General features: G+C 41.3%; 13 protein-coding genes. 9 read left to right on the forward strand and 4 right to left on the reverse strand.

All coding sequences use genetic code 11. The annotated features are described in order from the left end of the window. Positions 1 to 8: 8 nt before the first annotated feature. The gene (locus ACFQZJ_RS01810; protein ID WP_379931858.1) at positions 9 to 581 is read left to right on the forward strand and encodes a hypothetical protein; all 573 of its coding nucleotides are present in this window, start codon (positions 9 to 11) and stop codon (positions 579 to 581) included. Between the two features lie 91 nt (positions 582 to 672). On the opposite strand, the gene ACFQZJ_RS01815 is transcribed toward ACFQZJ_RS01810, so the two are convergent. The 3 genes from ACFQZJ_RS01815 to ACFQZJ_RS01825 all read right to left on the reverse strand — a co-directional run bounded on the left by ACFQZJ_RS01815 (position 673) and on the right by ACFQZJ_RS01825 (position 4,355). After that, the gene (locus ACFQZJ_RS01815; protein ID WP_379931860.1) at positions 673 to 2,496 is read right to left on the reverse strand and encodes a GNAT family N-acyltransferase; all 1,824 of its coding nucleotides are present in this window, start codon (positions 2,494 to 2,496) and stop codon (positions 673 to 675) included. 85 nt (positions 2,497 to 2,581) lie between these two features. Further along, positions 2,582 to 3,829 carry an aspartate kinase gene (locus ACFQZJ_RS01820; protein WP_379931861.1) on the reverse strand — a complete coding sequence of 416 codons (1,248 nt, stop codon included), beginning with the start codon at positions 3,827 to 3,829 and terminating at the stop codon, positions 2,582 to 2,584. A gap of 46 nt (positions 3,830 to 3,875) precedes the next feature. Beyond that, positions 3,876 to 4,355, reverse strand: a complete 480-nt coding sequence (locus ACFQZJ_RS01825) for a GNAT family N-acetyltransferase (RefSeq protein ID WP_379931862.1) — start codon at positions 4,353 to 4,355, stop codon at positions 3,876 to 3,878. A gap of 111 nt (positions 4,356 to 4,466) precedes the next feature. Here ACFQZJ_RS01825 and fbp point away from each other — a divergent pair, with 111 nt between their 5' ends. Then, positions 4,467 to 5,474, forward strand: coding sequence for a class 1 fructose-bisphosphatase (fbp, locus tag ACFQZJ_RS01830; RefSeq protein ID WP_379931863.1), 1,008 nt, complete (start codon positions 4,467 to 4,469; stop codon positions 5,472 to 5,474). A gap of 48 nt (positions 5,475 to 5,522) precedes the next feature. Here fbp and ACFQZJ_RS01835 read toward each other — a convergent pair whose 3' ends face one another. Continuing rightward, positions 5,523 to 5,945 (reverse strand): tellurite resistance TerB family protein, encoded by a 423-nt coding sequence (locus ACFQZJ_RS01835; RefSeq protein WP_379931864.1) that lies wholly within the window; start codon positions 5,943 to 5,945, stop codon positions 5,523 to 5,525. A gap of 100 nt (positions 5,946 to 6,045) precedes the next feature. On the opposite strand from ACFQZJ_RS01835, the gene ACFQZJ_RS01840 reads away from it, so the two are divergent. From ACFQZJ_RS01840 to ACFQZJ_RS01870, 7 genes are all read left to right on the forward strand, one after another. Continuing rightward, positions 6,046 to 7,068 (forward strand): ligase-associated DNA damage response exonuclease, encoded by a 1,023-nt coding sequence (locus ACFQZJ_RS01840; RefSeq protein ID WP_379931866.1) that lies wholly within the window; start codon positions 6,046 to 6,048, stop codon positions 7,066 to 7,068. 34 nt (positions 7,069 to 7,102) lie between these two features. Beyond that, positions 7,103 to 8,764, forward strand: coding sequence for an ATP-dependent DNA ligase (locus tag ACFQZJ_RS01845; RefSeq protein WP_379931868.1), 1,662 nt, complete (start codon positions 7,103 to 7,105; stop codon positions 8,762 to 8,764). A gap of 335 nt (positions 8,765 to 9,099) precedes the next feature. Then, entirely contained in the window at positions 9,100 to 11,562 is a 2,463-nt protein-coding gene (locus ACFQZJ_RS01850) for a ligase-associated DNA damage response DEXH box helicase (RefSeq protein WP_379931869.1), read from the forward strand. Positions 11,563 to 11,754: 192 nt separating this feature from the next. Next, positions 11,755 to 11,988 (forward strand): hypothetical protein, encoded by a 234-nt coding sequence (locus tag ACFQZJ_RS01855; protein WP_379931871.1) that lies wholly within the window; start codon positions 11,755 to 11,757, stop codon positions 11,986 to 11,988. After that, positions 11,973 to 12,272, forward strand: a complete 300-nt coding sequence (locus tag ACFQZJ_RS01860; protein WP_379931873.1) for a type II toxin-antitoxin system RelE/ParE family toxin — start codon at positions 11,973 to 11,975, stop codon at positions 12,270 to 12,272. The genes ACFQZJ_RS01855 and ACFQZJ_RS01860 overlap by 16 nt, the downstream gene beginning before the upstream one ends. Then, positions 12,269 to 12,943 carry a ligase-associated DNA damage response endonuclease PdeM gene (gene pdeM / locus ACFQZJ_RS01865; RefSeq protein WP_379931875.1) on the forward strand — a complete coding sequence of 225 codons (675 nt, stop codon included), beginning with the start codon at positions 12,269 to 12,271 and terminating at the stop codon, positions 12,941 to 12,943. Before ACFQZJ_RS01860 ends, pdeM begins: the two co-directional genes overlap by 4 nt. Positions 12,944 to 13,006: 63 nt before the next feature. Then, positions 13,007 to 13,795, forward strand: a complete 789-nt coding sequence (locus ACFQZJ_RS01870; protein WP_379931876.1) for a tryptophan-rich sensory protein — start codon at positions 13,007 to 13,009, stop codon at positions 13,793 to 13,795. Positions 13,796 to 13,934: the final 139 nt, after the last annotated feature.

Below are 13,934 nucleotides of genomic sequence, written 5' to 3' on the forward strand. Positions count from 1 at the left end.
CTTGAATTATGGAAATTCTTTTGATTCTTGCCTCGGTTTGCCTGGTGCTGTTTATGGTTTTAGCTACCTATGACGGTTTTTATCTACATATTTTTAAGTATTCCCTTTTTAATCATGAGGAAAGCACTTTTGAGCATATAACGCATACGATAAGGGCGGTACTTTTTCCCATGATAGTATGGAGTCTTTTCGTAAACGAGACTGGCGCTACGCTATTTCTATTTGGAATCGGGTTGGTTGTACTGGATTTAGTCGTTTTGGGCATAGATGCCTATTCCGAAACGGAGAGCAGGAAATTTATGGGCGGACTCCCAAAATGGGAATATATCATACATCTGTTTTCGAATTCTCTCCACTTCGCAGCGATAGTGTTGGTCCTTGCCATAAAAATTGATGTTGTAGAAGGTTCTCTGTTATTCGTAAATGCGATACCTCTGTCCTTGGCTAAAGAGGTATTTATGTTCGTAAGTTTAAACCTCGTTCCAGGTGCTATCGTTTTAGCCCTTTTACATGGGGCTCTGTTGCTGCACAAGCCAAAATCGTTATGGAACACCTACCGTTCAAAAATCAGCTGTTGTTAAAATCGGTAATCGCGAAAAATATTGGGACAGAAAATCGAATCACTAAAGTTAATGCACTTTTTAAAATACGAAGTAGCGTTACGGAAACGGACTAGTTTGTCTCCTTGTCCGCAGACTGCGCTTCCGCCAGTTTACGTTCCAGTTCTGCCTGGAACTCCTCCATGACAGGCTTTACCGTGCTTTCGGGTAAGTCCGCTATTTTAATGTACATGAGTCCGTCTACAGAATTGTTAAAAAGGGGGTCCACGTTAAAGGCCACCACTTTCGCATTTTGCTTAATATACTTTTTAATAAGCACGGGCAAACGTAGACTTCCCGGTTCTACTTCGTCTATTAAGCGGTCAAACTTGTTTAAATCGGCCTTGGTTTCATCAAAAACAAACTCCTTATCCGCATCGTTCAGTTTTACCTTAAACTCTTTTTTGGGGCGAATATATTGCGCTACATACGGATCCCAGTAATTGGATTTCATAAACTCTATCATCAAGGACTTGGAGAAGTTGGAAAACTGATTACTTATACTTACCCCACCAATAAGGTATTTGTGTTCCGGATGTCTTAACGTGGTATGTACGATTCCCTTCCATAAAAGAAATAATGGCATGGGTTTCTGTTGGTATTCCTTAACGATATAAGCGCGACCCATTTCTATGGAATGCCCCATCATACCATACAGTTCGGGTTCTACACGAAACAGGTCTTGTAAATAAAAACCATCGATGCCGTGTTTTGGAAATATTTCTGAACCCATTCCCATACGGTATGCGCCCACAATACAATTATCATCATTGTCCCATAAAAACAGATGATGATAGTAGGTGTCAAAAATATCCAAATCGATGGCTTTGTTGGTTCCTTCGCCAATGGCCCTAAAGGTTACTTCTCGCTGCCTGCCTATTTCTTTTAGGATAAACGGCATGTCCGGTTCTTTGGCAAGAAATACTTCGTAGTTTTTGCTTTGTAGTAGTCTGCAGTCCTTTTCCCTTAACTTCTCTATTTCGCCTTGCATCACCTCTTTTCGCATTGCTTCTGCAATTTTTTTAGGTGCTTTTGGTATTTTAAGTGTTGAAGGTAATTGATCTATTAGCCGTTCTTTTTGGAACGCATTCGATAGGATGTAAGTTTTTCTTCGCAGTAGGTCTGTAAAATCTTCTAAACGCTCTTGTTCATTTTGTGTTTGTACAGAAATGGGTTGACCAATACGCACTTTTAAGGGGCGGTTACGTTGCGAAAGCACCTGAGATGGAATCAAAGCGGTTCTGAAAATAGGGTTCCATCTAGATAACCTATAGAATAATGCACTGTTTTTTCCGTGAAAGTATATGGGCACAACAGGTACTTGAGCTTTTTTAATCAGTTTTAAGACGGCTTCTTCCCAAGGTTTGTCTATGATCAACTTCCCATCTTTATGGGTAGAAACTTCCCCTGCCGGGAAAATTCCAAGGGGGTGACCGCTCCTAATATGCAGTAAGGCCTTTTTAAAACCGGCGATGCTACTTCTGGCGTCTTTATGTTCCTCGAACGGATTTACTGGAAGTATGTATGGTTTTAAGGGTACCATGCGCTCCAAAAGAAAGTTGGCCATGATCTTGTAGTCCTTTCGCATGGGAAGCAGTAAGCGCATCAATAAAATACCATCAATGGCACCTAGGGGATGGTTGGATATGGTTATGTAAGGCCCCTCTTTTGGCAATCGTTTAAAATCTTCTTCGGGAATATCATAATCAATTTCGTAATGTTCCAAAATGGCTTTGGCATAAGCCTCGCAGTCTAGGTGGGCTATAGTGTCGTAATAGGAGTTTATGGCAGAAATACGGGTTGCCCTCATCAGCAACCAAGCAATGAACGTACCTAAATAACCATACTTGGAAACATTAATAGCTTTCGCAACTTCTTTTGCGGTTACCAGACCCATAGCCAGAAATAATTATGAAGGCGTAAAGATAGCAAAAAGCAGTAGTGAGCGATTTACTTTTGCCGTAATTCTTGGTAAGTTGTTGTTACTTTACAACCAGCTGCACTGTTTCCTTGCCGCGTTGTTCCAAAAGAATTTCATGTCCATTTTGTAGCGATGTTAACGCTTTAGTATTAAAATGACGTATGGTATACAGCGATACATTTTCATGATGAACTATCTTAAAGGTGCTTTTGAGTCGGTTTAACAAAGCTTCCAAACCGCCAAATTTATTGTCTACACAGACAGAAAAACTAATAGCTGAATTCTGTATAAGATCAACCTTCATTTTGTGCTCATGGAACAGTTTAAAAAGTTCACTAATACTATCTTCTACGATAAAGGAAAAATCCAGGGACGACAATTTCATTAGAACCTGATTTTTTTTAACGATAAAACAAGGGACTTTAGGCTCTATTCCAACTCCTTTTCCCACGGTAGTACCTTTATCTTTAGGGTTTACAAAAGACTTTACATGCAGGGGTATTTCTTTTTTTTGTAAAGGTTGCAGCGTTTTTGGATGTATGACCGATGCGCCATAGAAAGCCAGCTCTATTGCCTCACGATAAGAGATATTGTTTAATAGTTGGGTTTCTTTAAAATGTCTAGGGTCTGCATTGAGTACGCCAGGAACATCTTTCCAGATCGTTACGGAATCCGCGTTTAGGCAGTAGGCCAATATAGCGGCCGAATAATCGGAACCTTCCCTTCCAAGGGTAGTCGTAAAATTATTATCGTCGCTTCCTAAGAACCCTTGGGTAATGTTTAAAATACTTTTGTCAATAGTGGAAATATGCTCCTGAGTTTTCTCCCAATTTACTGTTGTGTCCCTATAATTGGCGTCTGTTTTTATATAGTTTCTAATGTCTAGCCAATTATTTTTGAGGCCAATTTCCTCGAAGTAGGCGCTTATAATGGTCGTTGCTATAAGCTCTCCGTAACCAACCACTTGGTCATAAACGAAATTGTAGTTGGGAGATTTGTTCCAAGCCAAGAATCCGTTGACTTCATCGATCAGTACTTTGATGTCCTTGTAAACCTTGTGTTGTGAATTGGGGAATAGCTCATTTAAAATTATGGTATGGTAGTCTACCATCTCGGCAATCTCCGATACAAGGGCAGACTTGTCCTTAAAATAGGCATCAACTATAGCTTCCATGGCGTTGGTGGTCTTACCCATGGCAGATATTACTAGGAGCGTATTGGCATGCCCTGTATGCTTTAGTACTGCTACAACATTTCGTATGCTATCTGCATCCTTAATCGATGCTCCCCCGAATTTAAAAACCCTCATATAAAGATTATCGTTTGGTTTGCCGGTATGACCGGAAAAAAATTACTTATAAATTATTTAAATAGGTGTGCATGCCCTCTTCGTTCAATTGCACTACGTCCCAGTCCCGCATAACTTTTGCACCTTTGCTTTCGTAAAACTTTATGGCAGCCTCGTTCCAATCTATCACCTCCCAACTAATACGTTTTACGCCCAGCTCATGACCATATTGCACGACTTTGTTCAGAAGTGCCGTACCCAGACCGCTGCCGCGCATTTTTTCCGTTACAATTAAATCCTCTAAATGAATTATAGCACCTTTCCATGTGGAGTACCTAGGATATATTAGTGCCATTCCAGCAATGCTTCCTTCCTTTTCCGCTACAAAGCAATGAAACTTTGTTACCGCGCCAAAGCCATCTGCAACCAAATCTTCCACGGTGATTTCCACAGCATCATCTTCTTTTTCGAAAACCGCAAGTTCTTGTATAAGCGCCAGTACTTGTGGCATATCGGTTTTTACGGCGTCTCGTATGATAAATCCCATATTGTTACAAATAAAACACAAAGTTATAAATTTACAAAATCTTAAAGGGGCGAAATCGAAGTAGTTTCACAAAATAGGCGATATTTGTGGGTAAATACAACCATACTATCCATGACAAAGAAAAATCAGACACTAGGCGAGTTTATCATTGAAAACCAATCTTCCTTCAAATATTCTTCCGGGGAGCTGTCAAAACTCATCAATGCGATACGCTTAGCGGCTAAAGTGGTAAACCACGAAGTAAATAAGGCGGGACTAGTGGATATATTGGGTGATGCCGGAGACACCAATGTACAAGGTGAAGAACAAAAGAAACTGGATGTTTTTGCCAATGAAAAATTTATTTCTACCCTTAAGAACAGAGAAATTGTTTGTGGTATTGCATCGGAAGAGGAAGACAGTTTTATCGCTATCAATAGTAATGATAATAAACATCAGAACAAATATGTGGTGCTTATCGATCCTTTGGATGGATCCTCCAATGTAGATGTAAATGTATCCGTTGGTACTATCTTTTCTATTTACAGGCGTGTTACTCCCGTAGGGACACCTGTTACGTTAGCAGATTTCCTGCAACCTGGAAACAAACAGGTAGCGGCCGGGTACGTCGTATATGGTACATCTACTATGCTGGTGTACACTACCGGTGATGGTGTAAACGGATTTACATTGAACCCAGCTTTAGGAACCTTCTATTTATCACATCCCAACATGCAGTTTCCTGAAACAGGAAAGATCTACTCCGTAAACGAAGGCAATTATGTTCACTTTCTGCAGGGGGTTAAGGATTACATAAAATATTGTCAACAGGAGGAAGGAGACAGACCCTATACATCGCGATATATTGGTTCCTTGGTTTCCGATTTTCATAGGAACATGATAAAGGGTGGTATTTACATGTACCCAAAAAGTAGTGTTACCGAAAGTGGGAAACTACGGTTACTCTATGAATGTAATCCAATGGCATTTATTGCCGAGCAGGCAAATGGCTTGGCAGTTGGGGGGAAGTCGCGAATAATGGACATAGAACCAACAGAGTTGCATCAACGTGTGCCTTTTTTCTGTGGTAGCCGAAAAATGGTAGAGAAATTACAAGAATGCTTGGATAAGTATCATTAAAAATGGGGGAATTCCCTCCCTTTTTAATGGTACCGGCCTGCTATTAATTTAGTGCTTCAGCAAATACAGGTAATCGTCAAAATCTATTTTGCCGCTAAATATAGCCACAGAGCGTTCAATCACTTTATTGGCGCTATCCCCAGAAAAACCAAGTCCAATAGCGTACTTTTTGAGTAAGACCATTTCTTCATCGTCGATAATATGATCGGCAAAGATAATTCGGAACAGGTCGTACAAACGTTCCAATCGCTTTTCTGAATCAACAGGTGGTTCTATCGGAAATTTATTCTCCGGTTTCATCACCTCCTTATACTCTTTTTCCGAAATCTCTAACTTTTTCGCGAAATTGTCCAACATTGTTTTTTCCTCTGCACTTATTGCGCCATCGGAGGCTGCTAATGTGGCCATTGCGGCAAAATGTGCTACGTTTTTTCTATGCTCGGGGTTACCGTATAAATCTGTAAATGACATATTTCCTATTTTATAGGACACAAAGATAAATTTTTTAGAATTCATAGTTTACATGATAGCGGACTTTGTTTTACCAGCTAATTTGTAATTTCACCGTGCTATGAAAAAACCTCTTTTAGAATTTACGGACAAGGGTATTTATTGTGCAGCGGCAAAAGTATATTTAGACCCTTGGAAACCTGTAGACAAGGCTATTATTTCCCATGGTCATGCCGATCACAGTCGCTGGGGACATAAACAGTATATTACCCACCATAGAAACGTTCCCATCATTTCACATCGTTTAGGGGAGATTAAAGTAAACGGAGTGGAGTGGGGAGAGGATTTTTATGTCAACAATGTAAAATTTAGTCTACATCCCGCTGGTCATATTATCGGATCCTCGCAAATACGGGTAGAGCATAAAGGGGAAGTCTGGGTGTTTACCGGAGATTATAAAACCGAAAACGACGGGATATCCACTCCCTATGAGCCTATTAAATGCCATACGTTTATTACGGAATGTACCTTCGGACTACCTGCCTTTTCATGGACGCCTCAACAGGAAGTTTTGAACAATATTAACCAATGGTGGGGTCAAAATAAGGAAAATGGGCAAACATCGGTACTATTTGGGTATAGTCTAGGAAAGGCACAACGACTGTTAAAATATTTGGATACGGATATCGGTAAGATTTACACCCATGGCGCCATTGAAAATATGACCGCTGTATTGCGACCGTTGGTCGATTTTCCAGAAACCCATCTTATCACAAGAGAAACAAAAAAATCCGAACTTTTGGGAAACATCGTTTTAGCGCCCCCTAGTGCCCACGGTTCTACTTGGATTCGGAAAATGGTGCCCTATGTAACTGGTACCGCAAGCGGATGGATGGCTTTTAGAGGAGCAAGACGAAGGCGCGCCGTGGACAAAGGATTCGTATTAAGCGACCATTGCGACTGGCAACAATTGTTAACGAGTATTGAAGCCACTAGTGCCGAAAAAATTATATGTACCCATGGCTATACCGATATTTTTTCAAGGTACCTAAGAGAATTGGGATATGATGCGCGAACGGAAAGTACGCAGTACGGAGAAGAAGAAAATGAATCGATAAATCAAGCAAGCTTAACTACTAATTAAACAGATTGCTTCACTACGTTCGCAATAACAAAAAATGAAGGATTTTGCACTACTTATAAAAACATTGGATAGCACCAATAAGACCAACTTGAAGGTGGCCGCTTTGGTAGCATATTTTCAAAAGGCGAACGATAGGGACAAGGTATGGACCATTGCTATTCTATCGCATCGTAGACCTCCAAGGCCGGTGAATACCACCTTGCTTAGGGCATGGGCTTCAGAATTGGCGAATATACCCTTGTGGCTTTTTGAAGAAAGCTATCATATTGTGGGTGATTTAGCTGAAACTATTGCCTTGGTAATCCCAACAACAAAATCTACTACGAAAAAAACATTGACCCAGTTCTTGGAAGAAATGATTGCCTTGAAAAAGAAATCCGACGTAGACAAAAAGGCCTATTTGCTGAGCAATTGGAAAATGCTGGACTATTATGAGCGTTTTGTGTTTACGAAACTGATCACGGGAGGGTTTCGGATCGGGGTAAGTCAAAAATTAATGACTAGGGCGTTGTCCAGGGCAACGGAAATAGACGAGGATATATTGGCCTACAAACTAATGGGCAATTGGGATCCGAGCAAGATCAGTTTTTCGGAATTGATCTTGGAAGAAAATGAAAGTGCCTATGTATCCAAACCTTATCCTTTTTACCTCGCGTATGCTATTGAGGGCGAGGTGACCGATCTCGGAGGGGTTGCGGATTGGTCTGCGGAACATAAATGGGACGGTATACGCTCACAGGTTATCCTTAGAAACAACGAGATTTTTGTTTGGAGCCGTGGCGAAGAACTGGTAACGGACAAGTATCCAGAATTTTCAGCATTCATAGGTAGCATACCTAATGGAACCGTATTGGACGGAGAAATACTTCCCTTCGCAAATAACGAAATAGGAAGCTTTAATGACTTGCAGACCAGAATAGGTCGGAAAACGGTTTCCAAAACACTGCTGCAAAAAGTACCGGTGATTCTCAAAGCCTATGATCTTTTGGAATGGAACGGGAAAGACATTCGGGCACTTGCGTTTGTAGAGCGCAGAAAGCTATTAGAAAAATTACATGTTGATTTATGTCAGTCTGAGCGCAGTAGAAGACCATCAGATAAACAAAAATCATTACCTTTTCACCTCTCGGAAACCATAAATTTTCATTCATGGGAGGAAGTAGCTAAAGAAAGACAGCGTGCTCGTGAAATGCGAAGCGAGGGCTTGATGCTGAAAAATAAAAACTCCCCCTATTTAGTCGGCAGAAAAAAAGGCGATTGGTGGAAATGGAAAGTAGACCCCTTAACCATTGATGCCGTGCTTACTTATGCGATGCGTGGCCATGGCAGAAGAAGTAACCTATTTACGGATTACACCTTTGCCTTATGGCAAGAAAATGAACATGGAGAAAAGGAATTGGTCACGTTTGCAAAAGCATATTCCGGACTTACCGACGCCGAGCTAAAGAAAGTGGATGCGTGGATAAAGAAAAATACCTTGGAACGCTTTGGCCCCGTACGTAGTGTTACGCCCTATCATGTTTTTGAGATTGCCTTTGAAGGTATTGCCCTGTCCAAAAGGCATAAAAGCGGTATTGCTACCCGGTTCCCAAGAATTTTACGTTGGCGACAGGATAAAACCATTCATGAAGCAAATACCTTGGCCGATCTAAAGGCACTGATCCCGAGCCCGAATTCGAGAGAAGGTGTCTCTTAATAAACAAGGGGGCAAAGAATTAGAAAACACCTTAAACAATTCCTTCCCCAAACTTGTATCCTACGAATATTTTCGTGAGGGGACTGTAAAGGCGAATTCCACAGCCTTAGGCTGATAGGAAGACGGAAGGGGTAAAAGCGCAAACCATAGCACTAAAGACCAAACCACTACTTTTATGACTAGGTTAAGCATTAGTATAAATGTATGGGATTTGAGATAACGGCTCGGGCTCAACCCCTTCCGACCATCGCCTTCGGCTAGGCCACCTTCCCCTGCTAGGGGAAGGAACAAAAAAAATCCGATTATATTGGGAGTTTTATACGTCATTAGTAAACATGAATAGAGAAGAACTGTACACTATTGCTCAAGATTGGTTCAAAGACCAAGAATGGAAACCCTTTAAATTCCAAAAGGATACCTGGACTGCTTTTCTGCAAGGCAAACATGGACTCTTAAATGCCCCAACAGGTAGTGGGAAAACCTATGCGCTTTGGTTTCCCATTGTGCTTAATTACATCAAAAAAAATCCTGATTATAAGACCGAGCATAAAAAAGGCTTAAAGGCCATTTGGATAACACCTTTGCGTGCGCTGAGCAACGAAATAAAGCAATCCGCGGAACGGATAACCAAAGATTTGGGTACACAAATGACGGTGGGTATCCGCACAGGCGATACCTCTACCAAGGAGCGCTCCCAACAGAAACGGAACATGCCGGACCTGCTCATCACTACTCCAGAAAGCTTGCAGCTATTGTTATCTTCCAAAGGCTATGCGAAAGTTTTTAAAGATTGCTCTGCGATTGTAGTTGATGAATGGCACGAACTCTTGGGAACCAAACGTGGCGTACAGATGGAACTGGGACTTTCACGTTTAAAAAGTGTGAGTCGGGAGTTACGAATTTGGGGAATTTCGGCGACCATTGGGAATTTGGAACAAGCGCGTGAAGTCTTGTTGGGACCACAAACCAGTACCCTTAAAAACTCGGTCTTGATCAAGGCGAAGCTGAACAAAAAAATCACGGTAAAGAGTATCATACCAAAAGAGATGGAAACTTTTCCTTGGCGGGGGCATTTAGGTTTACGGCTTTTAGAAGATGTTGTCCCTATTATCAATAAAAGTAAAACGACCCTGCTCTTTACCAATACACGAAGTCAGTGTGAGATATGGTTTCAGAAAATATTGGAAAAACATCCGGAATATGCGGGGGAATTTGCCATGCACCACGGGAGTGTAAACAAAGAGACCCGGGTATGGGTAGAACAAGCAATACGTAACGAAAGCCTGAAAGCGGTGGTCTGTACCTCAAGCCTGGATTTAGGGGTCGATTTTGCTCCGGTAGAGACCGTGATTCAAATCGGTGGGCCAAAGGGCGTAGCGCGTTTTTTGCAACGCGCCGGTCGCAGCGGTCATAGCCCGGGAAAGGAAAGTGTCATCCACTTTTTGCCCACACATGCCATGGAACTCATTGAAGCCTCGGCCATGCAACAGGCCGTTAAGCATGAGGCCGTAGAAGACAGAATTCCTTATTTAAATAGTTTCGATGTCCTACTGCAGTACCTTACCACATTGGCCGTTTCGGACGGATTTTATCCGGAGGAGATTTACCGGGAAATTAAGGGAACGTTTTGTTATCAAGGTATTTCTGAAGCACAATGGCAATGGTTATTGAACTTTTTGGTAATGGGGAGTCAAAGCCTGCAGTCGTATGACGAGTACAAAAAAGTGGAAATTGAAGAAGATGGAAAGTTTAAGGTGCACAATAGGGGAATCGCCATGCGACATCGGTTTCAGATCGGGACGATCGTTGGTGATGCCAACATAACGGTAAAATATCAAAAAGGAGGGTATATAGGAACCATTGAGGAGTTCTTTATCTCTAAACTCACAAGAGGGGACGTGTTTACCTTTGCGGGACGAAATCTCGAGTTTATCCGGGTAAAAGGCATGCAGGCCCAAGTTAAAAATTCGACCAAAAAAACGAATAAGGTACCCAGCTGGATGGGCGGGAGGCTCAGCTTTTCGGCACAAATGTCGGAATTGTTGCGGCAAGAGCTGTATACGGCCGAGCTGGAGAAAAAACAACAGTCCATTGAAATCCGATCATTAGCGCCCATGTTCAAAAAACAACGGGAAGAAAGTATAGTCCCCAAACCCAATGAATTTCTCATAGAAACGTTCAAAACACGAGACGGCTACCACCATATTTTTTATCCTTTTGAAGGACGTGGGGTACATGAAGCTATGAGCAGTCTATTGGCGTACAGGATTAGTTTGTTACTGCCTATTACCTGTTCCCTCGCCTATAATGATTACGGTTTTGAGTTGCTATCGGATAAACAAATTGATATCCAAGAGGTATTGGACAATAATCTGTTCACAACTGAGTACATGCTATCCGACCTTCAAAAAAGTTTGAACTCCAATGAAATGGCCAGGCGTAAATTCCGGGACATCGCGGTCATTAGTGGTATGGTATTTACAGGGTATCCCAACAAGGGCATAAAGATGAAACACCTGCAAAGTAGTTCCCAATTGTTGTTCGATGTTTTTAAGGATTTCGAGGCCGATAATCTATTATATCAACAAGCATATACCGAAACGTTTGAGCATCAGTTAGAAGAAGGCCGACTTAGAATGGCACTGGAACGCATTGCCGCCCAGGATATCGTTTGGAAACAATGTACCAAGGCCACACCATTTTCCTTTCCCATTATTACGGATCGCTTGCGTGAAAAATTGTCCAGTGAAAAATTAGCGGACCGTATCAAACGAATGACGGCTGTTTTAATGAAATAAAAAGTCCCTAACCCGCCTTGGGCAGGGAACTCATTAAGTCATCGACTAAAATGGAAAAGCTTTGGCAATGTTGAATGATTTGTACTCAATGGTTTATCGTACCCTTTAAAATGAACAGCAAACGGATATCTATCTTAATGGTGCAATAAAACATTGGAGCGTTATTTAGTATCTTTGATTAAAGATTAAGGCATGACACTCTCAGAACTGCAAGAAGATATTATTAAAAAAGTACTTACCATTAAAGATGTGGATACCTTAGCCTTATTCAAGGAAGTTCTCTCTGAAAAAACGAATCAAGAAAACTATGTGCTTTCAACGTTTGAGCGCCAAATCATAGAAGAAAGTCGAGAAGATTACAGAAGAGGCAAAACCATAGATCACGAAACTTTGTTTCAAAGAAATGATAAATGGCTAGAAGAATAGTCTGGACTTCCAGAGCGGACGAACTTTTTTCCGAGGTTTTAAGATTTTATGTTAATCGAAACAAATCAAAGTCATACAGTAGAAAACTCAACCGCGAAATCAATAAGGTAGTACAACTACTAAGCCTTTATCCTTTTCTAGGGGTAAAGACCGATACCAAAGGAATACGGGTATTCATAAAGGGTAATTTTAAAATATTCTACGAATTAAAACCCAATGAATTGATTATATCTCTCGTTTGGGATAACAGACAAGATCCCGATAAACTATTGATTCAAAAATGACCCACCCCATCCAAATCCATAACCAGAATTTTAAAATGCATGCCTCCGGTGTTTTGTTTTGGGAAGATCGATCTATGTTATTGATCAGCGATGTGCACTTGGGGAAAGTATCGCATTTTAGAAAATTTGGAGCAGCCGTACCGCAGCAGGCCGTTCAAAAGAATTTTACGGCAATGGATACCGCCATTACCTTCTTTAACCCCAAAACGGTCCTATTTATGGGGGATCTGTTTCATTCTTCCTTAAATACCGAGTGGGAACTTTTTGAAACTTGGGTAACGGCACAATCTGTACAGTTTATTTTAGTGAGCGGCAACCATGATATCATATCCCCTTTAAAGTATGAGGCATTAGGAGTTGAAGTGATAGAAGAACTCGTTTTGAACACCTTTTTATTCACCCATCATCCGGAAGAACGGGACGGGTTTTTTAATTTTTGCGGTCATATACATCCGGCCATTAAATTGACGGGATTCGGCAGACAAATGGTGCGGCTCCCTTGTTTTTATAAATCGCCCCTACAGATGATATTGCCCGCTTTTGGAACATTTACGGGCACCTATACCTTGGAAGCAAAAAAAGACTGTGAAGTTTTTGCTCTGTTAGGCGATGCCGTGTTACCCGTTACACTTACCGAATCCAAACGAAAAGGACGTTCGTCAAAAAGATGATTTTTTAAATGGATAAGGTTCGTAATCACGCCGGCCATTCTTTACTTTTAAGAAAATTTCAATATGAAAAAAACCCTCGCTATTCTAAACTTGTTATCGGTCATCTTGGTGATTGGGGTAAACTATATCTCCCAAGCCCTACGACTTAACAATACCACCATAGGTGAAATAAGTAAACAATACGATAATTTGTTTACGCCTGCCAGCTATGCTTTCGCTATTTGGGGCATTATCTTTATAGGACTTTTGGCGTATGGTATTTTTCAAGTAAGACGTTCCTTTTTTAGTGATAAGCCTACTGAATTCATAAGCCAGACCGGCTACTGGTTTGTCCTTGCCAATGTGTTGAACTCCCTTTGGGTAATAGCCTTCGTATATGACTATACAGGTCTTTCGGTGCTGATTATGTTGGGGATCCTGTTTTCCTTAATTAAAATCATTTTGAACACGAATATGGCACGCTGGCATGCACCAAAAAGCACCATTGCCTTCGTTTGGTGGCCTATTTGTCTCTATAGTGGATGGATAGCTGTAGCGACCATCGCAAATATTGCGGCTTATCTAACCAAAATAGGGTGGGAGGGCGCACCGTTTTCTGAAGTTACTTGGACGGTGATTATGATTGCCATCGCTACCATATTAAATGTTGTCATGATTTGGAAACGCAATATGCGCGAGTTCGCCGCTGTTGGTGTATGGGCCTTGTTTGCTATTTACATCAGGCATAAAGACACGTTGGAACTAATAGCCTACACCGCTTTGGCAGGAAGCCTTATTATATTTATATATATGGGTTGGCATGGTTTTCAGAATAGGAAGTCGAATCCGTTTTTTAAGTCGGTTTCCTCGTAGAGGATACATCATAAAAAGGTCATAGTGAGCGCAGTCGAAATAACACGGTCTTCGACTGCGCTCAGACTGACATCCATGTAATAATCGCCTTTTAGTACTCACTTACCCTACAACATAATGCTCTGGGGTATAACTATTT

Source organism: Maribacter chungangensis (assembly GCF_042676845.1).
GTDB lineage: Bacteria > Bacteroidota > Bacteroidia > Flavobacteriales > Flavobacteriaceae > Maribacter > Maribacter chungangensis.